Origin of the sequence: Microbacterium sp. UCD-TDU (assembly GCF_000340625.1) — a bacterium.
Lineage (GTDB): Bacteria > Actinomycetota > Actinomycetes > Actinomycetales > Microbacteriaceae > Microbacterium > Microbacterium maritypicum.
Map to the genome: position 1 here is coordinate 738,541 of NZ_KB454446.1, position 21,548 is coordinate 760,088.

The 21,548-nt window shown below is 69.0% G+C and carries 24 protein-coding genes; 10 read left to right on the forward strand and 14 right to left on the reverse strand.

Annotation, left to right across the window (positions count from 1 at the left end; all coding sequences use genetic code 11):
• Positions 1–16: 16 nt before the first annotated feature.
• Positions 17–1,084 (reverse strand): ABC transporter ATP-binding protein, encoded by a 1,068-nt coding sequence (locus tag D514_RS26485; RefSeq protein WP_017829337.1) that lies wholly within the window; start codon positions 1,082–1,084, stop codon positions 17–19.
• Between the two features lie 117 nt (positions 1,085–1,201).
• On the opposite strand from D514_RS26485, the gene D514_RS26490 reads away from it, so the two are divergent.
• Genes D514_RS26490 through D514_RS26505 form a run of 4 tightly spaced genes read left to right on the forward strand, consistent with a single transcriptional unit; the run spans position 1,202 to position 4,301 of the window.
• On the forward strand, positions 1,202–2,005 hold the full coding sequence (locus tag D514_RS26490) for a FadR/GntR family transcriptional regulator (RefSeq protein ID WP_017829338.1): 804 nt from the start codon (positions 1,202–1,204) through the stop codon (positions 2,003–2,005).
• Positions 2,006–2,042: 37 nt separating this feature from the next.
• On the forward strand, positions 2,043–2,750 hold the full coding sequence (locus D514_RS26495; RefSeq protein ID WP_017829339.1) for a cache domain-containing protein: 708 nt from the start codon (positions 2,043–2,045) through the stop codon (positions 2,748–2,750).
• 38 nt (positions 2,751–2,788) lie between these two features.
• Entirely contained in the window at positions 2,789–3,574 is a 786-nt protein-coding gene (locus tag D514_RS26500) for a DNA/RNA non-specific endonuclease (protein WP_017829340.1), read from the forward strand.
• 43 nt (positions 3,575–3,617) lie between these two features.
• Positions 3,618–4,301 carry a helix-turn-helix domain-containing protein gene (locus D514_RS26505; protein WP_017829341.1) on the forward strand — a complete coding sequence of 228 codons (684 nt, stop codon included), beginning with the start codon at positions 3,618–3,620 and terminating at the stop codon, positions 4,299–4,301.
• Here the strand turns inward: D514_RS26505 and D514_RS26510 are convergent.
• The 5 genes from D514_RS26510 to D514_RS26530 form a co-directional block, all read right to left on the reverse strand.
• Positions 4,277–4,675, reverse strand: a complete 399-nt coding sequence (locus tag D514_RS26510) for a VOC family protein (RefSeq protein WP_017829342.1) — start codon at positions 4,673–4,675, stop codon at positions 4,277–4,279. The two genes, D514_RS26505 and D514_RS26510, sit on opposite strands and share 25 nt — an antisense overlap.
• A gap of 67 nt (positions 4,676–4,742) precedes the next feature.
• Positions 4,743–5,831, reverse strand: a complete 1,089-nt coding sequence (locus D514_RS26515; protein WP_017829343.1) for an alkene reductase — start codon at positions 5,829–5,831, stop codon at positions 4,743–4,745.
• 65 nt (positions 5,832–5,896) lie between these two features.
• Positions 5,897–6,391 carry a MarR family winged helix-turn-helix transcriptional regulator gene (locus D514_RS26520; protein ID WP_017829344.1) on the reverse strand — a complete coding sequence of 165 codons (495 nt, stop codon included), beginning with the start codon at positions 6,389–6,391 and terminating at the stop codon, positions 5,897–5,899.
• Between the two features lie 54 nt (positions 6,392–6,445).
• Positions 6,446–6,934, reverse strand: a complete 489-nt coding sequence (locus D514_RS26525; RefSeq protein WP_017829345.1) for a MarR family winged helix-turn-helix transcriptional regulator — start codon at positions 6,932–6,934, stop codon at positions 6,446–6,448.
• Positions 6,903–8,630 carry a DHA2 family efflux MFS transporter permease subunit gene (locus D514_RS26530; protein ID WP_017829346.1) on the reverse strand — a complete coding sequence of 576 codons (1,728 nt, stop codon included), beginning with the start codon at positions 8,628–8,630 and terminating at the stop codon, positions 6,903–6,905. The genes D514_RS26525 and D514_RS26530 overlap by 32 nt, the downstream gene beginning before the upstream one ends.
• A 127-nt stretch (positions 8,631–8,757) precedes the next feature.
• On the opposite strand from D514_RS26530, the gene D514_RS26535 reads away from it, so the two are divergent.
• Positions 8,758–9,648, forward strand: a complete 891-nt coding sequence (locus tag D514_RS26535) for an alpha/beta fold hydrolase (RefSeq protein WP_144052962.1) — start codon at positions 8,758–8,760, stop codon at positions 9,646–9,648.
• Between the two features lie 13 nt (positions 9,649–9,661).
• On the opposite strand, the gene D514_RS26540 is transcribed toward D514_RS26535, so the two are convergent.
• The 7 genes from D514_RS26540 to D514_RS26570 all read right to left on the reverse strand — a co-directional run bounded on the left by D514_RS26540 (position 9,662) and on the right by D514_RS26570 (position 17,088).
• Positions 9,662–10,381: a glycosyltransferase family 2 protein gene (locus D514_RS26540; RefSeq protein WP_017829348.1), complete on the reverse strand. Its 720-nt coding sequence runs from the start codon at positions 10,379–10,381 to the stop codon at positions 9,662–9,664.
• A 125-nt stretch (positions 10,382–10,506) separates the two neighbouring features.
• The gene (gene trpS, locus D514_RS26545; protein ID WP_017829349.1) at positions 10,507–11,547 is read right to left on the reverse strand and encodes a tryptophan--tRNA ligase; all 1,041 of its coding nucleotides are present in this window, start codon (positions 11,545–11,547) and stop codon (positions 10,507–10,509) included.
• A 161-nt stretch (positions 11,548–11,708) separates the two neighbouring features.
• Positions 11,709–13,010, reverse strand: coding sequence for an aspartate--tRNA(Asn) ligase (gene aspS, locus D514_RS26550; protein ID WP_017829350.1), 1,302 nt, complete (start codon positions 13,008–13,010; stop codon positions 11,709–11,711).
• A gap of 214 nt (positions 13,011–13,224) precedes the next feature.
• Positions 13,225–14,082 carry a hypothetical protein gene (locus D514_RS26555; RefSeq protein WP_017829351.1) on the reverse strand — a complete coding sequence of 286 codons (858 nt, stop codon included), beginning with the start codon at positions 14,080–14,082 and terminating at the stop codon, positions 13,225–13,227.
• Positions 14,083–14,110: 28 nt separating this feature from the next.
• Entirely contained in the window at positions 14,111–14,491 is a 381-nt protein-coding gene (locus tag D514_RS26560; protein ID WP_017829352.1) for a hypothetical protein, read from the reverse strand.
• Between the two features lie 117 nt (positions 14,492–14,608).
• Complete coding sequence (locus D514_RS26565; RefSeq protein ID WP_017829353.1) at positions 14,609–16,108, reverse strand: arylsulfatase; 1,500 nt, start codon at positions 16,106–16,108, stop codon at positions 14,609–14,611.
• An 86-nt stretch (positions 16,109–16,194) separates the two neighbouring features.
• Complete coding sequence (locus D514_RS26570) at positions 16,195–17,088, reverse strand: formylglycine-generating enzyme family protein (RefSeq protein WP_017829354.1); 894 nt, start codon at positions 17,086–17,088, stop codon at positions 16,195–16,197.
• 78 nt (positions 17,089–17,166) lie between these two features.
• Here D514_RS26570 and D514_RS26575 point away from each other — a divergent pair, with 78 nt between their 5' ends.
• From D514_RS26575 to D514_RS26590, 4 genes are all read left to right on the forward strand, one after another.
• Complete coding sequence (locus D514_RS26575) at positions 17,167–17,478, forward strand: NIPSNAP family protein (RefSeq protein ID WP_017829355.1); 312 nt, start codon at positions 17,167–17,169, stop codon at positions 17,476–17,478.
• A gap of 134 nt (positions 17,479–17,612) precedes the next feature.
• Positions 17,613–18,542, forward strand: coding sequence for an FAD-binding oxidoreductase (locus tag D514_RS26580; RefSeq protein ID WP_017829356.1), 930 nt, complete (start codon positions 17,613–17,615; stop codon positions 18,540–18,542).
• Positions 18,543–18,834: 292 nt separating this feature from the next.
• Entirely contained in the window at positions 18,835–19,101 is a 267-nt protein-coding gene (locus D514_RS26585) for a hypothetical protein (protein WP_017829358.1), read from the forward strand.
• A gap of 14 nt (positions 19,102–19,115) precedes the next feature.
• Complete coding sequence (locus tag D514_RS26590; protein ID WP_017829359.1) at positions 19,116–19,979, forward strand: FHA domain-containing protein; 864 nt, start codon at positions 19,116–19,118, stop codon at positions 19,977–19,979.
• 72 nt (positions 19,980–20,051) lie between these two features.
• Here D514_RS26590 and D514_RS26595 read toward each other — a convergent pair whose 3' ends face one another.
• Entirely contained in the window at positions 20,052–20,879 is an 828-nt protein-coding gene (locus tag D514_RS26595) for an SDR family NAD(P)-dependent oxidoreductase (protein WP_017829360.1), read from the reverse strand.
• Positions 20,880–20,966: 87 nt separating this feature from the next.
• Between D514_RS26595 and D514_RS26600 the strand changes: the two genes are divergently transcribed.
• On the forward strand, positions 20,967–21,521 hold the full coding sequence (locus D514_RS26600; RefSeq protein WP_144052963.1) for a hypothetical protein: 555 nt from the start codon (positions 20,967–20,969) through the stop codon (positions 21,519–21,521).
• The last annotated feature ends 27 nt before the right edge of the window (positions 21,522–21,548 follow it).

Here is a 21,548-nt window from a genome sequence, read left to right on the forward strand (position 1 = left end):
GGGATGTTGCGGTTTTTCAGGGAAGCCGTGCCGCGTGGCCGGGAGACCAGGCGGCACGGACGTGGTGTCCTCGAGCGAGATCGTCATCGGCACCGTGTCGGGTGTTGGGTCGTTCGGCGATCAGGTCGATCCCGACATCGGTCGCGACCAGGTAACGGGTGGCCGGGCCGGTGTAGACGATCTCGCTGATCGTCCCGTCGAGAGCGACCTCGCCCGCAGCGAGCGCGCCCTCTCGATCGATCAGCCGCATCCGCTCCGGACGCACGCTCATGGTTCGGCGGTCGCCGGTGAGGCGCTCGGCGAGGTCTCCGCCGATGAGGTTCGAGAGCCCGAGGAAGCGCGCGACGAACTCGGTCTGTGGGCGCTCGTAGACGTCGCGCGCGGTGCCGATCTGCTCGATCCGGCCGCCGTTGAACACCGCGACCCGGTCGCTCAGTGTGAGCGCCTCCTCCTGGTCGTGGGTGACGAAGACGAAGGTGATGCCGACCTCGCGCTGGATCTGCTTGAGCTCGATCTGCATCTGCTCGCGGAGCTGCTTGTCGAGCGCACCGAGCGGCTCGTCGAGCAGCAGCACCTGCGGCCGCAGGATGAGCGCGCGGGCCAGGGCGATGCGTTGACGCTGGCCGCCGGAGAGCTGGTGCGGCAGGCGATCGGCCACGTGATCGAGTCGCACCTGCTCCAGCGAGGTCTGCACCCGGGCGGCGCGGGCAGCTTTCCCCTCACCGCGGACGCGGAGACCGTAGCCGACGTTGTCGGCGATGGTCAGGTGCGGGAAGAGCGCGTAGTCCTGGAACACCGTGTTCACCGGACGTGCGTGCGGCGGCGTCCGTGTCACGTCCACGCCGGAGAGGCGGATGCTGCCACCGGTGACGTCTTCGAAACCGGCGATCATGCGCAGCACCGTCGTCTTGCCCGAGCCCGAAGGCCCGAGCATCGACAGGAACTCCCCCGAGGCGACCTCGAGGTCGAGGTCGCGGACGGCGGTGAACTCGCCGAAGGATTTCGTGACGCCGCTCAGAGTCACCGTCCCGTCCGGGCGGGTGGCCTCGGGGGCTGCGGGTGCTGCGGGGGCCGTGGCGATCATCTCGCGCTCCTCGGATCGTCGTCGAACGGGGAAGATTCACCAAAACATATAAACCCAGAGGTAATATGTCAACAGCAACTTCTTGGGTATCGTGATCGCGGAAGGGAGAATCGCAGGATGGCATCGAGCTCGACGACGCACCCGACGCACGCTTCCGCTGAGCGCTCCCCGGAACTCGAGCACGAACCCGAGCACGAGCAGCCGCACCGCCTTCAGGGCGCGCTGTTCCAGCCCATCGGCGACGAGGGGCGGGCGGAGCTCGTCGAGCGTCGACTCGTCGACGCCATCACCCGCGGACACCTCCGCGCGGGCGAGCGCCTCCCGTCGGAAGCCGATCTCAGCAAGAGTCTCGGCGTCGCTCCCGTGACCGTGCGCGAAGCGCTCCTGGCCCTCCGCGGACGCGGCCTGGTCGTCACCCGCCGCGGGCGCAACGGGGGCAGCTTCGTCGCGGCGCACGCCGATCCCCTCACCTTCGCCAGAGAGGCCGTGCGCCGCACATCGCGCCTGGCCCTGCGCGACCTCGGCGCCCACTACGCCGCCATCACCGGAGCCTGCGTGCGACTCGCGGCGCGACGCGCCGACCCCAGCGAGACGCAGCGGGTGCGTCGCCGGCTGGAGCGGATCGAGGAGCTCGACCCGGAAGCACAGCGCCGTCTGCTCGACGACGTGCAGATCGAGATCGTCGCGCTGAGCCAGTCGGCGCGCCTCACCCGCGAGCAGATGAAGCTGCAGGCAGAGCTCTCGCCCTTCCTGCGTCTCGTCGCGCACGAGACAGAGAACCTTCGGCGCCAGGGAGCCCACCTGGCCGCCGTCATCGACGCCGTGGAGGCCGGGGATCCCGACGCCGCCGGGGCGAGGACCGAGCTCATGGCCGCCGAGACCATCGACGCGCTGATCCGGCTCCAGGCAACGACCGGGTAGATCAGAGGACCAGCATCGACGTGCACAGGAGGACGCGATGAACACAGCAACCGACACCGCCATCCAGGCAGCAGCCGCGATCGTGGAGGACTACTTCACGGCGCCCGTGCGCACCCTGCTCGACTGGGTGGACCCGTTCGCCGCCGAAGTCTTCGACGCCAGGGGAGCAGGGCCGCTCACGCGCTCGAGGATCGACGCGCTCGTGGAACCGCATGCGTTGAGGACACTCGACCTCCCCGGCGTCCCGGTCTACGGCGCGGGCTTCATCGCCGCGATCGACCTCCTCTCCGATGCCCACAGCCATCTCGCGTGGTGGCAGGGTGAGGACCGCCGGCAGCTCGTGCTCGCCTCGCAGTCGCTGAACAAGGAGAACATCGACTACAGCGCCCTGGAGTGGTTCCGCGTGCCGATGGCCACCGGCGAACCGCACGTCGCCGGCCCCTACGTCGACTACCTCTGCAGCGACGAGTACACGATCACGATCGCGGTCCCCGCCGAGGTCGACGGCCGTCGCATCGGCGTCGCCGGCCTCGACCTGCTCGTATCGTCCGTCGAACAGGATCTGACGCACCGCTTCGCCGCCCTGGGGTGCGAGGTCACCCTGACCAACGGCGTCGGCCGCGTCGTGGTCTCGACCGATCCCCGCTGGGCGACCGGCGACTCGGTCCGCGGCAGCGGACTCGCCGACCTGCCGCGCGTGGCGTGCGCGGGCGTGGCCCTCGACGTCATCGTCGATCCGCGCTGACAGGTGCAGACGTCGGAGGCACCGTGCACGATCGGATCATGACCGCCGGCTACGACGTGGACTTCCTCGGCACGCGGCTCCCCCTCCCTCGCCCCGCCCAGACCGTGCGCACACTCCCGTATCCCCGGTTCACGGTGCTGCTCGACCCCGAGCGTCGGCTCGCCGCGGTGACGGCCGTGAACATCGACGGCGCCACGCTGCGCGACCTGCCGCGCACCGGCGACTGGCGACTCGACGAGCGCCTTCCACTCGATGAGCAGGCGGGGCCCGAGGTGTACGCCCGCAACGACCTCGATCGCGGGCACCTCGTGCGTCGACGCGACCCGGGGTGGGGAGCGGTCGCGACCGCGCGGGCGGCGAGCGAGGCGACGTTCTTCTATCCCAACGCCGCACCGCAGGCCGCCGGCTTCAACCAGTCGAAGCAGCTCTGGCTCGGCCTCGAAGACCACGTGCTCGCCTACGCCGAGACCACCGAGCAGCGCGTGTCGGTGTTCACCGCCCCGGTCCTCGCCGAGAACGACCCGAGCTACCGCGGCATCCGCGTGCCGCTCCGGTTCTGGAAGATCGCGGCCTGGCACGGCCGCGACGACCTTGCCGCAGCCGGCTTCGTGCTCGATCAGTCCGCCCTGGTCGACACACGGGAGGGGACGCTCGACGTCGCGCCGCTCGGCGGCTTCCGCACGTTCCAGGCGCCGATCGCCGACATCGCGGCGCTGACCGGCATTGACCTCGCCGAGATGATCGCGGCCGACGTGCTCGTGCGGCCGGGCGCCCGCGAGACCGCATGGCGGGCCCTCGACTCGGCGGGCGACATCGTGCTCTGATGCGGTACCCCACGCCTGAGACCACGCCTGAGACAATGACGTGATGTACTCCGAGACGCACCTGCCCCACGGAGCGGCACTGTGGCGCTCCCGTGGCAGCGCGGGTGGGGCTCCGATCCCCGCAGACGGCTGCGTCGACCTGATACTGCGTGACGGTCGGGTCTCGGTGGCCGGTCCCTCCACGCGGTGGATCACGGCGGGTGGCGATGGGGCTGGCGACTCGTTCGGGTTCCGGTTGCCCCCTGGGCGCGCCGGCCACCTGCTCGGCCTCGACCTCGGGGAGATCACCGACCAGCTCGTCCCGCTCGAAGACCTCACCTCCCGCGGGCGCGCCGAGCACCTGCGTGCGGCGATGGCGCCGTTCGCCGACGGCGCGCACTCCACGGGCGCACTGTCCTCACTCGCGGTGCAGGCCTCGGAATCGAGCCGCTGGTCCGCCGCCGTGCACCGCTCGGCAGCCGCTGCCGAGCCGGCCGCCCGCGCTGCCGCGGGATACGGGACCTCGGAGCGCTCCTTCCGGAGGCGGATGCTCTCGACCTTCGGCTACGGATACGCCACGCTCGTGCGCCTCGAGCGCTCCCGCCGCGCCCAGGCGCTGCTGCGACGAGGAGCACCCCTCGTCGCAGCAGCCGCCGAGGCGGGTTTCGCCGACCAGCCGCATCTCTCGCGCGAGTTCCGACGGCTGGTCGGCGTCAGCCCCGGTCAGTTCGCGGCGAGCTCCGCATAGAGGTCGACCGAGTTCCCGTCGGGATCGAGAAGCGTCGCGTAGCGCTGCCCCCAGTGCGCGTCCCAGGGCTCGACGTGCGCCGTGTATCCGGCGCTCACGAGAGCGGCGAACGCGGCATCGACCTCCGCCGCCGACCCCTTGTCGAAGGCGAGGGCGATGCGATGCCCACCGGTCGCCGGTACGAATCCGGGGTCGAAACCTCGGATCGTCTCGATCGTGTCCCAGGCGAGTGTCACGCCGTCATCGAGTTTCGCGTCGACGTGCGCAGCGTCGTCCTGGCCCTGCGCGATATCGACGCCCAGGGCGCGGTAGAAGGCGAGGGAGGCCGCCATGTCGTGGGTCACGATGCCGATGAAGCCGAGTTTCAGTGTCATGCCCCCACGCTACGACCAGCTCACGGACGCGGTCGTGAACAGAACGGCCACACTGTCCGGCGCGACCTCAGACGCCGGCGCGCACCGACTCCAGCGACGGGTAGTCGCTGTATCCCTCCGCCGTCCGGCCGTAGAACAGCTCGGGCCGCGGCTCGTTGAGCTCCGCCCCCTGGATCCAGCGCTCGACCAGGTCGGGGTTGGCGATCACGGGTCGGCCGACGGCGACGGCGTCCGCCCATCCGTCGGCGACGAGCGCCTCGGCCTCATCCTTGGTGGTCTCGGTCGCGAAACCGGTGTTGACGATCACAGGCGCGCCCCCTGTGCGGCGGATGTGCTGCACGAGCTCACCGGCAGGGTGCGCGTTGAGCACGTCGATGAAGGCGAGACCGAGCGGCGCGAGCCCTTCGGCGACGGCGGTGTAGGTGGCGAGAACATCCGCGTCGTCCTCCTCCAGCACGCCCTGGATGTTGTGCTGCGGCGAGAGACGGATGCCGGTGCGGTCGGCGCCGACAGCCGCGGCGACGGCCGCGGTGACCTCGATCGCGAAGCGGGCGCGGTTCTCAGGCGATCCGCCGTAGCGGTCGTCACGGATGTTCGACACCGGAGACAGGAACTCGTGCACGAGATAGCCGTTCGCACCGTGCACCTCGACGCCGTCGAATCCGGCCGCGACCGCGTTGCGCGCCGCCTGGGCGAACTGCTCGATCACCTCGGGGATCTCGTCGAGGGTGAGCGCGTGTGCGACGGGGAGGTCTGCCTTGCCCTCGGGCGTACGCGTCTGTCCGGGCGCGGCGAGCGCGCTGGGTGCGACGACCCGTGGCTCCCCCGAGATCGCGGGGTGACCCACACGGCCGCCGTGCATGAGCTGCATGACGATCGTTCCGCCCGCATCGTGGACCGCCGCGGTGATCGGCTTCCACCCCTCGATCTGCGCGGGTGTCACGATGCCCGGCTGTCCGGGATACGACTTGCCCTCGACCGCCGGCCACGTGCCCTCGGAGATGATGAGCCCCTGCCCGGCGCGCTGGCGGTAGTACTCCGCCATGGTGGCGGTCGGAACACCGTCGTCGTCGGCACGGGTGCGGGTGAGGGGCGCCATCACGACGCGGTTGGACAGCTGCAGGGCGCCGAAGACGGCCGGTTCGTAGAGACTCACAGAGGGACGTAAGGCGCGAACGGTGCGCCGTATTCCCGCTGCTGCTTCCGCCCGGTCGGTTCCCGTCAGCCGCCGAGGCCGGCGAGCAGGTCGGCGAAGTGGTCGAGGTCGGCGGCGGTCCAGTTTCGCAGCCTCTCACCGATGCGACCCTCATAGCGCGAGCGGGCGAGAGCCACCCGCTCCTGGGCGAGTTCTGTGGCCACGAGCACGCGGGCCCTGCGGTCCTCGGGGTCGGGCACGCTCTCGACGAGTCCCAGCTGCTCGAGCTGTCGCACCTGGCGGCTCACCGCCGACTTGTCGGTCTGCAGCCGTTCGATGATCGCGCCGGCGGAGGTCGCTTTGCCCGTCGCGATGGAGGTCAGCACCTGGTAGCCGAGCGGCTGAAGGTCGGGATGCACGGTGGCCGCGGCTTCCCGCCAGCCGATGCGGATCCGCGCGAAGAGCCGTCCGAGTTCCTGCTCCACTCTGGTGACGGCCTGATCGAGGTCGTCGTCTCCCAGGCGGCCCGGCGCTGACGCGGATGCGGGGGTCTCGGAAGGGGCGTCGGAGGAGGCGCTCATGATCGCCAGTGTACGGCGAAGCCCCGCTGTCGATCGGGACAGCGGGGCTTCGGGTCAGACCTCGGCGAGCAGCCGGAAGGCTTTGGAGGCCGCCCTGATCTCCTCGGGCGTCAGCTCGTCGATCACGGCCTGAAGACGGGAGCCGTAGTCGCGGCGCACCTCGGCGAGCGCGCTGCAGGCCGAGGCCGTCGCGCTCAGCACCCGCAGCCGCCCGTCGCGCTCATCGGCGCGGGACTCGAGAAGCCCCAGGTCCTCGAGCATCCGCACCTGACGACTGATCACCGACTTGTCCATCTCGAACCGCTCGGCGAGCTCGTGCGCGTTCGCGGTGCCCGCCCGATCGATGAACGTGAGCAGCTTGTAGCCGCCCACCTGAAGCTCCGGATGGACCCGGGCCGCGGATTCCCTCCACAGCGACCGGGTCCTCGCGAAGATGAGGTTCAGGTGCGCCTGGAGGTCGCCGAGAGCGCTGTCGACATCCGACGGCGCGACCGCTGCCGAGGCCATGACCTCAGCGCTCCCCGTCCCGGTCTTCGCGTTCACGGTCTTCGCGCTCGAGAACGCGGACCGAACCGGTCGTGGGCCCACTGCTCGCGCCCTGGATCCGGATGGACCCGGTGGAGAGCGAGGCTCCGACCTCGGCCTCGGAGACCTCGATCACCGATTCCTCAGCCTGCTCGAGCATCTGCTCGGCGGCGTTCTTCGTCGACAGCGGCTTGTTCTTGATGAACGCGATCGCGATGATGGCGATCACGGCGAGCGGAATCGCGATGATGAAGGAGTCGGCGATGCCGTGACCGTAGGCACTCTCGACGATCGCGCGGATCGTATCGGGCAGCTGACCGACCTTCGGGACGTCGCCGGAGGCGAGGTGCTCGAGCGCGTCGATCTCGGCCGGTGTGGAGGGCACGAAGCCGTCGAGGGCGTCGGTGATGTAGTTCGCGACGCTGGTCGACAGCAGCGAACCCATCACGGTGACGCCGATGGTGCCGGCGATCGTGCGGAAGAAGTTGACGTTCGACGAGGCGGCACCCAGCTGCTGCGGCGCGGTGTCGTTCTGCACGATGAGCGTGAGGTTCTGCATGACCATGCCGAGGCCGGCGCCGAGCACGAACATGTACACGGCAACGAGCGGGAACGGGGTGTCGTAGCGCAGGGTTGCCATCAGGCTGACGCCGATCGTCGTGAGGATCGAGCCCGTGACCATCCAGCCCTTCCACTTGCCGAAGCGACTCACGAGCTGGCCGATGATGATCGACGCCCCCATCTGGCCGATGATCATCGGGATGGTCATGAGGCCCGACTCGGTGGGCGTGGCGCCACGGGCGAGCTGGAAGTACTGCGCGAGGAACACCGACGTGGCGAACATCGAGACGCCGATGGCGATCGAGGCGATGACCGACAGGGTGAAGGTGCGGCCCGTGAAAAGCGACATCGGGACGATCGGTTCCTTGACGAAGAACTCGACCGTGATGAACGCGGCGATCGCGACGCCGGCGGTGACCACGAGCATGATGCTCGTCGAGGAGTCCCAGTCGAACTGGTTGCCGCCCATGGAGACCCAGATGAGCAGGGTCGAGACGCCGACGGCGAGGAGCACGATGCCGAAGTAGTCGATCGAGACCTTGGTGTCGCGCTGGGGCTTGGGCAGGTGCAGCGTGAACTGCAGCAGCACGAGGGCGAGGATCGCGAAGGGCACACCGACGAAGAAGTTGGAGCGCCAGCCCCACACGTCGGTGAGGAGTCCGCCGAGCAGAGGGCCGCCGATGGTGCCCAGGGCCATGATGCCGCCGACGACGCCCATGTACTTGCCGCGCTCACGCGGGGAGATGATGAGGGCCACGGCGATCATGACGAGCGACATCAGGCCGCCGACGCCGATGCCCTGGACGACGCGCACAGCGATGAGCATGTTCGTGTCCGTCGAGAAGCCGGCGATCACGGTGCCGACCGTGAAGAGGATGAGGGAGACCTGGACCAGGACCTTGCGGTCGACCAGGTCGGCGAGCTTGCCCCAGATCGGGGTGGAGACGGCGGTGGCCAGAAGGCTCGCGGTGATGACCCAGGTGTACTGGGACTGCGTGCCGCCGAGGTCGGCGATGATGACCGGCATCGAGGTCGACACGACCGTGCCCGAGAGCACGGCGACGAACATGCCGACGACGAGACCGGAGATCGCGGTGAAGACCTCGCGGGCCGAACGGGTCGTCTCAGGGGGTGCGGATGGGGTGTCTGTCACGGGTTGGCGCTCCTGCGTAGAAAGTTGATCGAGGTCAACCATACGCCTTTAGTTGCCAAAGTGCAACTAAAGGCGAGACGCTCCCGATGTACTTCTGCGCGAGGGAGCCGAGGGGTAGCTTGTGAGCGTGTCGACAGATTCGAGGAGCGAGCGGGCATCCCGCACCCCGGCGTCCCTCGACGCGGCCATCGGCGACATCGACTGGACGACACCTCCCCCCGGGTCGGTGCGGTCGCGGTTCTCCGCCCCGAGCGGTGAGCTGTCCGTGATCTCTATCGGCGACCAGGGACATCCGCGGGTGGTGCTGGTGCCGGGGGCGACGGGGTCCAAGGAGGACTTCGCTCTGATCCTGCCGCTGCTGGCGGAGGCCGGCTACTTCGTGCAGTCGTTCGACCTCGCCGGGCAGTACGAGTCGCACGCCGCCGGTGCGAACTCCGCCTACACCTACGAGCTGTTCATCGGCGACCTGATCGCGTTCCTCGAAGCGGGCGCACCCGCACACCTGCTGGGGTACTCGTTCGCCGGCACGGTCGCTCAGCTGGTCGCCGTCCGCCGCCGGGACCTCGTGCTCTCCCTCGCGCTGCTCACCACTCCCCCGGGGTCCGGCAACGTGTTCGCGAGCATGAAATGGTTGGGTCCCCTCGCCCCGATCGCGAGCGCCCGCCGCGGAGCCGGCCTCATGATCTGGGGGATCGTGACGAACAAGAACCGGGTCCCACCCCGACGGCTCGAGTTCGTGCGCTCACGGTTCGCGCTCACGAGCAGGCGCAGCGTCGACGAGATCGTCGGCCTCATGATGATCGCGCCCGATGTGCGCAGCCGCGTGCGGGAGCTGCCCGTGCCCAAGCTCGTCGTCGCCGGGTCGCATGATCTGTGGCCCCTCGCCGCCCACGAGCGGTACGCCCGCGACATCGACGCCGAGTTCCGCTCGTATGCGACCGGCCACAGCCCGAGCGAGACCACCCCGCATCAGCTCGCCGCCGACCTGCTCGATCTCTACGCGCGGGCTCGCGACTGAGCCACCGACGGCGTCACCGGCCGACCGAGGAGCGCTCGGCCTCGCGGCGAGCCTGGCGCCGCCGGTGCAGCGGCTCTTCCGACAGGTGCAGCCGCACGGTGGGCACCACATAGCTCAACCGCCGTCGGAGCGACGCCCAGTCCTGGAACGGCCGCGCCGAGACCTCGACCACGAGGCCCCGATCGCGCAGCACCGTCATCCCCGGCCGCACGTGGAACGACAGGTCGAAGTCGTCGTGGATGTTCTGCTCCTCGCGGTGCACCTCCCCGCTCAGCATCCGCCAGACGGAGGCCCGCATCGCCATGTTCGATCCGTAGAGGGGCGCATGCCCGAGAAGCGGACCCATCGCGGCGTACATGCCGCCGATGTAGAGGTGCGCCCCCATCCAGTGCACCAGGGGCGTCGCACCGTAGAAGCGCGGCTCCCCCGTGACGAAGTCGACGTCGTCACGGGTGCGGAACGTCCGTTCGAGCCGCGCGATGATGTCACCGGTCGCCGCGTCGTAGCCCGCGGCCGATGCGCGAGGAATCCCCCGGATCGGCTCGCTCACGACCCGTGCGCCGAACCGCTCGGCGACGGCGGCCGTGTCATCGCTGCTGCCGTTGTCGACGATCACGATCTCGTCGGCGATCGGGGTCTGCCGGGCGAGGGCGCTCAGACACACCTCCAGCAGGCGGGCATCGTCGCGCACCGGGATGACGACGGAGACGGAACGCGGGAACACGGTCGTCATCGCTCTCCTCCCCTGCACGGCTCGGCACTCAGACACAGTCTCCCCCGTGGACGACCTCGCCGGGCGATTGAGCGAGGATGGTCGCCGATGTCGAGCGCGCCGGCGACCGCCGGCGCGCAGGCCGCCTAGTACACGGTCCCCATCGCCTGGCGCACCTCGTAGAGCGTTGCGTCTGCGATCACACGGGCATGCTCGTTGCCTCGACGAAGCACGCTGCGCACGATCTCGCCGTCTGCGGCGAAGCCTCGACGCCGCTCTCGCAGGGGCGCCAGGAAGTCGTTCACAGCCGTCGCAGTGATCTTCTTCAGTTCGCCGCTGCCGCCGTCACCGATGTCGTCCGCCAGCTCCTCCGGCGCGACGTCGAGGCACAGGGCGGCCGTCGACAGCAGCGCCGAGACGCCCGGCCGATGCTCCGGATCGAACGTGATCCGCCGATCCTGATCCGTTCGGGCACGGCGGATCGCGGCGACGGTCTCGTCCGCCGTCATCGACAGGGCGATCGCGTTGCCGTAGCTCTTCGACATCTTCCGACCGTCCAGCCCTGGCACCTCCGGCGCCGCGGTGATCAGGGCATCGGGAACCGGGAAGATCGGGCCGTAGCGCTCGTTGAACCGTCGGGCGATCACCCGCGTCATCTCCACGTGCGGCAGATTGTCCTTTCCCACCGGCACCAGGTTGCCCTTGCAGAACAGGATGTCGGCGGCCTGATGCACCGGATAGGTCAGCAGCAACCCGCTCAGCGCACGCCCCGAGGCCTCGAGCTCCGACTTGACCGTGGGGTTGCGGTGCAGCTCGGCCTCGGTGACGAGACTGAGGAACGGCAGCAGCAACTGGTTCAGCGCAGGGACCGCCGAGTGCGTGAAGACCGTCGTCCGCGCCGGGTCGATCCCAGCTGCGAGGTAGTCGAGAACGGCCCCGTGCACGTTGTCGCGCACGTGCGCCGTCGTATCCCGGTCGGTGATGACCTGGTAGTCGGCGAGCACGAGGAACGTCTCGACCCCCGCCTCCTGCAGCCGCACCCGCTCCCGGATGGTCCCGAAATAGTGCCCGAGGTGAAGCGCCCCCGTGGGGCGCTCGCCCGTGAGCACGCGGAACCTCTCGGGGTGCCGGGCCACAGCGTCGGCGACCTCCGTCGATCGCTGCGCGGTCGCGGTGAACGAATCCATCTGTCTCTCCCTGAATCGGGAGCCGCACGGAGTTCTCTGGTGCTGTCACGAACTGCCGTGCAGCCCGTGAACATGCTTCAACCGGCTGCTATCGCAGCCACCACCACGCGGAGCGGTTGAAGTTCATGCCACAGATGCTATCGCGCACCGCGACCGCGGGCTCACGGGGTGAGCCGGTGCAGGTCGCGCGGGAAGAGCGTCACCTCCCGGATGTTCGACGCCTCGATGAGTCGCGACACCCAGCGCTCCAGACCGATCGCGAACCCTCCGTGCGGCGGCATGCCGTGCGCGAAGGCCGAGAGGTAGGAGGCGTACGCGGCGGGCGACTCGCCCCGCGCTTCGATGGCGGCGACGTAGTCGGAGTACCGATGCCGTCGCTGCCCACCGGTCACGAGCTCGAGGCCCCGGAAGATCAGGTCGAAGCTGTTGCTCCACCGCGGGTCGTCCGGCTGCGGGTGCGTGTAGAAGGGCCGCTTGCGCATCGGGTACCCCTCGACCGCGATCACGTCACTGCCGTACCGCTGCCGGGCCCACTCGCCGAGAGCGCGTTCGTGCGCCGGTGCCAGGTCGGGCTCGTCATCCGGGGCGCCGACCCGCCGCAGCGCGTCCTGGAAGTGGATCACCGGGATCTCGTCGGGGATCGCGGGAAGCGCGAGGCCGAGGCGCGCGACCGCGTCCCCGCTCTCGGTGCGGATGCTCTCGATCATGCCGAGCAGCACTCGGTGCAGCAGCGCGAGCACATCGCGGTGGTCGCGGATGAACCCGAGCTCGGCGTCGAGGGAGACGTACTCGGCGAGGTGCCGCACCGTGTCGTGTGGTTCCGCGCGGAACACGGGGCCCGTCTCATAGACGCGCTCGAAGACGCCGACGAGCTGCTGCTTGAAGAACTGCGGACTCTGCGCGAGGTAGGCGGTCGTGCCGAAGTAGTCGACCGGGAACACGTTCGCTCCCGACTCCGTCACGGAGTCGACGAGCTTCGGCGTCTGGATCTCGGTGAATCCCTCGGCGTCGAGCGTGCGACGGAATCCGCGCAGGCTCGCCGCAGCCAGCTCCCACTTCGCACGCTGAGCGGGATGCCGCCAGGTCACCGCCGCATGATCGAGCACCGTGGGAAGCGCGGCGTCGAGGGTGGGCCGCCACAGCTCGACCACCGGGGTGCGCGCGGGCTCCGAGAGCAGGGTGATCTCGGGTGCTGTCACCTCGATGCCACCGGGGGCGTGCGCGTTCGCGGTCGCGGTGCCGTCGATGCGCACGACCGTCTCCTCACCGGGCAGACCGACGGTCGGGAGCTGCTCGGGGCGGAACACGATCTGCGCGAGTCCTGTGCGGTCGCGCAGGATCAGGAACGAGACGGTGGCGAGTTCCCTGCGCCGGTGCACGTGTCCCATGAGGGTGATCCGTGCGCCAGGGGGCGTGTCGGGAAGCTGAGTGGCGAGAGTGCGAGCGGGGTCGGTCGACGACATGATTCCTCCAGGTGGCGAAAGCCCTGGAGGTGCGGGCGGGGGCTAGATCGCGGTGCCACCACACCTTCGCCGATCGCTCATCGGCCTCTCGTCGATACGCCGGACGCGCGAGCCGCCACCTGCCCCGGAGGGCCGGGGGTCGTCACTCCCCCGCAGCTGCTGCGGCCATCGTAACATCGCGCTGGACCGCTCCCGCGGCGGGCGTTTCGCTCGCCTACTCGCTGTCGAGGAAGACCCCGACCCGTTCGCCGTCGTACACGAACTGCAGTGCGGTCGCCGACGGGAAGCGCTCGCTCAGCTCCTTGGGGACATTGCTGTCGAAAGGCACCTCGACGGTCGCGGGGAACGTGCCGACGGCGCACCCGGTGTACGTGGGGCCGTCGTAGCTCCATCCCGAGGAGGAGTCGAAGTCCTCCTTGTCGGGCACCTGATCCCAGCGGGCGACGGTGAGGCAGTCCTCTCCGACGGAACCGTTGAAGTACCCGCCGGCGCTCTCCACGAGAACCAGCCCGTAGAAGTCGAACACGGCGGAGCTCGGGCCCACCCCCATCCACCCGGCCGGGGTCTCCCTGGTCGATGTCGCGTCGAGTGTGGTGATCTGCGGAGCTCCCGAAGACGAGGCGACGGGGGTCACCTTCACGAGTGCGAAGGTCACGGCCGCCGACATCACGGCCGCCGCCACGATCGCGACCACCCACAGGATCCTGGTCGTGCGCACCGTGAACCAGGCCGCCAGCTTCTCGGCCGGCTCCTGCTTCGGTACGAGCGGATCCGTCCCATCGACGGCGGCATCGGCGAACACGTCGAGTTCGTCCTTCTCCGGTTCCTGCGCGCCTCGCTCCGGCCGCGCATCCCTTCGAAGGGGCTCGGGTGGTCGAATCGGCTCGGGCTGCCGCACGGGCTCGATCTCCGACGCGGAGGCGTCGGCATCACCGGCGGATGCCCTCGGCTTCGTCATCGCCTCCAGCTGCTGGAGGCGACGCAGGGCGGCAGGATCGCTCTCGATGTCCGCCGTCGGACCATAGGCGCGGGCCCGGAGGGCGCGAAGCTCTTCATCAGCCGCAGTGCTCATCTCCGGCATCGTCTCACAGGCCGCCGGGTCAGCCGCAGAAGGCCGAGGCCGAGTCCTTGAGCTGCTCGATCGCCTCGACCGTCTCCGGGGCCTGCAGGTCTGTCATGCCGCCGATCTGGGTGGCGCCGGAGCGGATGAGGTCGCCCAGTTGTCCGTCGACGTTCGCCGCGAGCCCCTCGAGCGATGCGACGAGCTCGTCGCGCGCCGCGTCGGCCTGCTCGGCCGAGATCTCGCCCTGGTCGAGCAGCGCCTGGTACTGCCCGTAGGCGTCGTCGATCGTCGTGCATGTCGCCCGGACGTCGACCCCGATCGCGTCGCCCGCCATCTGCGTGACCTGCGAGCATCCGGAGAGGAGTCCGGCGGTGAGTCCGGCGGCGAGGACGAGAGGAAGGACCACGATTCGGCGCATGGCCTGAGGGTAGCGGCTCCACCTGACGGCCTCCTGCGGCCGATGTCGCCGTGGATCAACGGGGTGCCGGAACGCGCGGCCTCGGGCGGGAACGTGACGATCGACGCGGCCCGTGGGTCAGGAGCTGCCGGCCGTCGCATCCAGCTTCGCCATCACCTGGTTGATCGTGAACGACGCCGACTCCTGCCGCGCGGGGAACTCGACGAGACTCTGCAGCATCCTCGCGACATACGCCTGCGCCGGCACGAACAGGAAGATGTGGTCGAGCACCCAGTCCCAGTATGTGTTCGACGTGATGTCGGCGCGCTCGTAGGGGTCTGTGCGGAGGTTGAACAGCTTCGGGAAGCGCAGCTCGATGTAGGGCTCCTGCCACACGAGCAGGGTGCCGGCGGCGCGCTGCTCGAGGAACACGACCTTCCAGTTCTCGAACCGCAGCGCCGTGAGGTCGCCGTCGTCCGACACGTAGAAGAAATGGCGACGGGGGCTGTGCTCGACGGCACCCGTGATGTAGTCCAGCTGGTTGTTCCCGTCGAGGTGCACTCTGAAATCCGTGCCGTGCAGCTCGGTGCCGTCCTTCAGACGTTCGGCGATGTCCGTGTCTCCGGCTGCGGCCAGCAGTGTGATGAACCAGTCGTTGTGGCTGACGATCCCGTTGAGCGTCGTCCCCGCCGGAATGCGCCCCGGCCAGCGGACCATCGCGGGCACGCGGTACGCGCCCTCCCAGTTGGAGTTCTTCTCGTTGCGGAACGGCGTCATCCCGGCGTCCGGCCAGCTGTTCATGTGCGGGCCGTTGTCGGTGGAGTACATGACGATCGTGTTCTCGGCCAGCCCGAGCTCGTCGATCAGATCGAGCAGGCTTCCCACGATGTCATCGTGGTCGAGCATCGTGTCGTGGTAATCCGACTGCCAGCGTCCGGCGCGCCCCTTGCTCTCTTCCTTCGTGTGGGTGCGGAAGTGCATGTGCGTCGAGTTGAACCAGACGAAGAAGGGGGTGTCTTCCTGCGCCTGGGTGCGGATGAAGCCCGCGGCCGCATCGCGGAACTCCTCGTCGACCGTCTCCATCCGCTTCTTCGTCAACGGCCCGGTGTCTTCGATGCGCTGGGTGCCGTCGGCGTTCGCCCAGGAGTGGAGCACGCCGCGGGGACGGAACTTCTCACTGAAGCCGGGGAACTCCTCATCGGTCGGGTAGTCGGGGTGCTCGGGCTCCTCCTCGGCGTTGAGGTGATAGAGGTTGCCGAAGAACTCGTCGAAGCCATGAGCGGTCGGCAGGTGCTCGTCGCGGTCGCCGAGGTGGTTCTTGCCGAACTGTCCGGTGGCGTAGCCGTGGTGCTTGAGGGCGTCGGCGATCGTGGGGTCCTCCGGCTGAAGACCCAGTCTCGCGCCGGGCATCCCCACCTTCGTGAGTCCGGTGCGATACGGGTTCTGCCCGGTGATGAAGGCCGCGCGTCCCGCGGTGCAGCTCTGCTCGCCGTAGTAGTCGGTGAACTTCACGCCCTCGTCGGCGATCCGATCGATGTTCGGCGTGCGGTAGCCCATCAGGCCGTCGGAGTACGTGCTCAGGTTACTGATGCCGATGTCATCGCCCCAGATGATGAGGATGTTGGGCTTGTCCGCCATGACGACTCCTTGCTCGACCCGCGAAACGGGGGCGATCGCCCTCCGTCGAAGCCAAGCACTCCCTCACGGGTGCGCCCAGAGGCGCCTCACTCGGAACGGGTGAGGCGGAATCCGATGTGCGACATGCCGGTGTCCTCGGCCTGCGGCGAGCGCGCGGCCGGACGGAAGCGCAGGCAGTAGTCGGGCGAGCAGAGGTGCGATCCGCCCTTGAGCACCCGACGAGGGATGTCGGGAAACCCCTCCTGCGCGCTCGCGGCGGCGAGCAGGTTCGTGCGCTTGCCCGGGTCTACCGGGGCGTCGGAGAGGCGGAGGTGCCGCGGCGTGTAGAAGTCGGTCGTCCACTCCCAGACGTTCGCGATCATGTCGTAGAGGCCATAGCCGTTCGGAGGGTACGAGCCGACCGGGGCGGTGCCGCCCACACCCTGGTTGTCGTAGGGGAAGCGTCCGAGCCAGGAGTTCGCCTGGGCGACGCCGCCCGGGTACGCCTCGTCACCCCAGGCGAAGGGGGCACCGTCCACTCCCCCGCGCGCCGCGTACTCGTGCTCGGCCTCGGTCGGCAGCCGCATGCCCACCCAGTCGGCGTACGCGACCGCATCCTCGAACGCGATGTGCACGACCGGATGCTGCAGCAGATCGTCGATCGAGGAGTCGGGTCCGAACGGCCGGCGCCAGAACGCCCCCGGCTGCCAGCGCCACCAGTTGCGCCATTCGCGCAGATCCGTCGGGCCGGACGTCGGCGTGAACACCATCGCACCGGGCACCAGATCCGCGGGGTCAGCACCGGGGAAGGCCGCGGAATCGAGCTCGCGCTCGGCGACCGTCACGTATCCGGTCGCCTCGACGAATTCGGCGTACTGTGCGTTCGTCACCTCATAGCGATCGATGAAGAACGGGGCGACCTCGCGCTGATGGGCCGGTCGCTCGTCCGGGTAGAAGTCATCGGAACCCATCAGAAACGTGCCGCCCGGGATGTGAACCATGTCGCGCGAGTTCGTCACGTGCCCAGCGTAGTGTCGGTGTTTCCCCGGCACCCTGGCCGATCTGGAAGGATCATCCGCATGATCACCGTTCATCTGCGCTACGAGATCGATCCGGACAAGCTCGACGACTTCACCGCGTACGGCCGCACGTGGATCCGCCTCGTGGAGAAGCATGGCGGCACCCACCACGGCTACTTCCTGCCGAGCGAAGGCGACAGCGATGAGGCCTTCGCGCTGTTCACCTTTCCCTCCCTGGCGGAGTACGAGGTCTATCGGACCGCGTCGAAGACCGACCCGGAGTGCGTCGAGGCATTCGACTTCGCGCGCAGCACCGGGTGCATCCGCCGCTACGAGCGCCGGTTCCTCAGCCCGGTCTTCGACGGGGCATAGGTACGAGAAGGCGGGGTTCCGGCACGAGGGCCGCCAACGGGACACGATGTTCTGGGACGGCGAATGGGTCGACTCCATCCTCATGGCGGTGCTGAGCACGGACGAGCGTCCCCTCGCTCCTTAAGCTGGAGGCGATGCCTGACCTTCGAGCACCCGAGAACGACCCCATCGTCGTGGTCGGCGCCGGTGTGATCGGCGCTTCCATCGCTCACCATCTGGTTCGCGCCGGACGCGAGGTGGTCGTGATCGACAGCGCAACTCCGGGCACGGGAGTGACAGCCGCGTCATTCGCCTGGGTCGGCATCGCCAAGAGCCCCGCCGACGCGTATGCGGGTTCGCTCCGCGGACGTGCGCGGCCGGAGTTCGATCGCGTCCTCACCGAGATCACCGCGCCCATCGGGCTTCGTCCGTTCGGTGCTCTCACGTGGGAGGAGTCCGAGGAGCGGACGCGCTCCTTCGTCTCCGACCACCAGGCTGCAGGGCACCGGATGGAGCTGATCACGGCGCACGAGGCGCGGATGCGGGAGCCGAGCCTGCGCGACGTGCCAGACGTGGTGGCATATGCGCCCGACGATGCCGGGGTCGATCCGGTCGCCTTCACGCGCGCCCTGCTGCAGAGCGCACAAGAGCACGGGGCGGCGGTGCACACCGGCACGACCGCCCTGCGGATCGTTCACGATGACGGCCGCGTTCGAGGGGTTTCGACCGATCGGGGTGTGCTCGCCGCGACAAGCGTCGTCCTCGCGGCCGGCACCGCGTCGACCGGCCTCGCCGCGTCGGTCGGAGTCGACATCGACGTCGCGGGGTCTCCCTGTTGCCTGCTGCGCTTCTCCACACCCCGTCCACTCGTGCGGGGCATCCTCTCGACCCCGGAGTTCGAGGTCCGCCAGCTGGACGACGCCACGCTCCTCGCCGCGGAAGACGTTCCCGCAGGCTTCTCCGGCGACCCGAGAGAGCTCGCCGTGGCCACTCGAGCCGCGATCCGCCGCTCCTTCGTCGATGCCGACGACGTCCGCCTCGAACACGCCGTGATCGCCGACCGTCCGATGCCGGCGAACGGGTAGCCCCTCGTGGGCCCGGTGCCGACCATGCCCGGCCTCCACCTGGCGATCGCTCACCCCGGTGTGATCCTGGCCGCCGAGATCGGACGCCAGGTCGCCGCAGCCCACACCACGCCCTGAGTTCTCCTCCGCACGCGATCAGGCGCGGAGATGTCTACACGGGGCGGTGGCGACGTCGTGGATCACCACGAGCATTGCTGGAAAGCCCGGGGGGACGGGTGTGACTGCATTGTAATTCCCGCTTCTCGGGCGGATAATCTCATCAACAGGGCATGGCGTCAGCGAAGGAGCTCCCATGAGTGACCAATCAGAAGGCTCGGGGCTGTTCTCTTCAGCCTCCGGTCCCAGCGGTGCGTCGATCACCGACTGGACGGATCTCGGACGGGAAATGTGGTCCTACCTCACCGGTCGTGGGGCAGCCGTCAACTACACGTTCGAGGACATGACGGTGGAAGTGCCCAGAGATATCGGACCTGACGCCCCACGGGCGACCTGGAAGTTCAACGGCACTCTGCGGGTCACCACCAGCGACAGCGCCTCGGGCGAACCTCGGTCCGACTGAGAAGACCGACGCCGATGATCCGTCTCGACATCGACCTGCAGGTGGAGCAAGCCGCCGCGAACGGCGGCCCTCCGACGAGGTTCGAGGTGCACGCAGCGGGCCAAGAGATCGTCATCACCTTCGAGTCCTCATCCGGCTTCGGAGGGATGGGACGCCACGAACTCACTCAGCTCGGTCCACTCGCTGACGGGCTCGCCCGACGAGGTATCCGCGTGCGTGTGGAGGGTCCGAAGGGGACTCTGGTTCAGTTCGGCGACGTGAAGTCCGGTCCGGTCGGTCGGGCGATCTCGGGCTCCACGCACATCCGGCTCGGGCATCTCACCACGTTGCTGTCCGAGGCGAAGCAGCGGGAACGCGGTGATGGCTTCCAGCTCCCCCTGCCCCCACCCACACTGTTCCCGCTCGTGCCCACCCTGAACCGGCGAGTGCCGCGGCGAGTGACCACGACCCACTATCTCCCGGGTTCAGGGAGGCCGCGATTGATCTTCGCCGTCGGCGACGGCGACTGGGACCGCAGCAGACCACGAGAGTTCGATCTGCTTCCCGAGCGGACGACGATCGGCTCCGACGCCAGTGCCGACCTCCGCCTCGAAGGCTTGAAGGCCATCCACGCCGAGGTGCGCCGCAACGAGGATGACGAGTACGTCCTCTACTCGTATGGCGCGACCGGTGGGGGCCGGCCGAACCTGCCGCACAGTTCCGACGACGCGAGGATCCTGCGCACAGGGTCACGGATCGAGATCGGATCATGGCGTCTGGCTTACTACCGTGAGGAGTTCGCCGACCACGGACGCCCGTTCGGCGGGCGGCAGGGCGGCGAGTACGAGTTCCAGAAGCAGCAACCTGTGCGCCCCTACGGTTCGGGGGAGCTCGGCTGACGCCGCGCCGACGTCGACAGGCCCGCCGCTCGGGGCCACGCCTGTGGAGTCCGGCTTCTCCGTCGATGCCGATCAGCCGGCGGCGATCCAGGATCGCGTGAAGCCGAGCACCCCGCTGCCGTCGGTGTCCGCGAGGGAGACCCCGACGAACCTGGTGGCGCCCTCGGAGCTCTGCCAGCGGAACCGGTACTCGTCGGACAGGACCGCGTCTGCGATCGCCGCCCCTGCGGATTCCGCGGACTGCGCATTCGCGAACGCGCCAGCGGTGCGGGAGATGTAGGCGTCCAGGAGCGAGCTGTAAGGGCCACCGTTCTCCGGCCGGATGGCGTTGTCGACGAAGGCGCTGGCGACCGCGGCGGGCTCCATCACACTGACCCCGACGCCGAATCGTTCCGCGACCACCGCCAGCGACTGCATGAAACCCTCCACCGCGAACTTCGCTCCGCAGTAGGCGTCGGCGAACGGCTGGCCGACGGCTCCGCCGACACTCGTCACCGTGAGGATGCGCCCGCTGCCGCGCTCGCGCATGCCGGGCAGCACGAGTTTGGTGAGGTTGACCGGCGCCAGGTAGTTGATGTCGAGTTGCGCCTGGACCTCGTCCATCGTCAACTGCTCGGCCGTCGCCACGCTCCCTTGCCCGGCGTTGTTCACGAGCACGTGGATGCCCCCGAGCTCTGCCTCGATCTGCGCCACCAGCCGTGCCGCGGCGGCGTGATCCACCACGTCGAGAGCGCGCACATCGACCTCGACACCCGCCTCTCCGGCCGCGGCCCGCAAGGCGCCTGCCTTCGCCGTGTCGCGCATGGTCGCGACCACGTGCAGTCCCCGTCGCGCCAGCTCGACGGCGGTGTGGAGTCCCATTCCCGATGACGTTCCGGTGATCAGTGCGATGTCGTTCATGAGGTGACTCTACGACCAGCCGCCCGGAAGCGGCGGGGGGCTCCGGGCTAGGATCCCAGAATGTCGGCGACGATCATGGAGGCACCGATGCCCAGCACCCCACGTCTGCACGCAAGCGCGCTCCTGCTCGCAGGAGTGCTGGCCTGCGCCGGTTGCTCCGCGGCGATGCCCAGCCCGCCGGCGACTGTCGGCGATGGCTTCCCCGGCACCTGCCTGCCGTCCGAACTCTCCTGGCCCTCCGACTTCCTGGAGTCCCTGCCCGGAGAATCGGAGGCGATCGGCGGCACCATCGTGGGCCTTCGCCTCGAGTGGGTCGACTCCGACTTCGTGTGGCGGCTGCGCAGCGCCGACACCCGGGTCGACATGTTCGGAGAACGGGTCGACGATCCGGCCTTCGGCAGGGAGTCGCTGGTCGACGTCCGCACGCTGGAAGTCATCACGACGGGCGAGACCGAGCTCACCGAGGCGGAGCAGCAGATGAACGGCAGCAGTGCCTACAGCGCGGCCCAGCTCTCGGGCGAGGAATACCCGAGTCCGCTCATCGTCGAGATGGCACGGGTCATGGAAGACGGCTCGCCCGCGTGGCGGCTGACCCTGTGCGACACCGCCACGAACGAGATGACCGTCACGACTCTGGGCTGACCCGTGTCTGCGCACATCCCCTCAGCT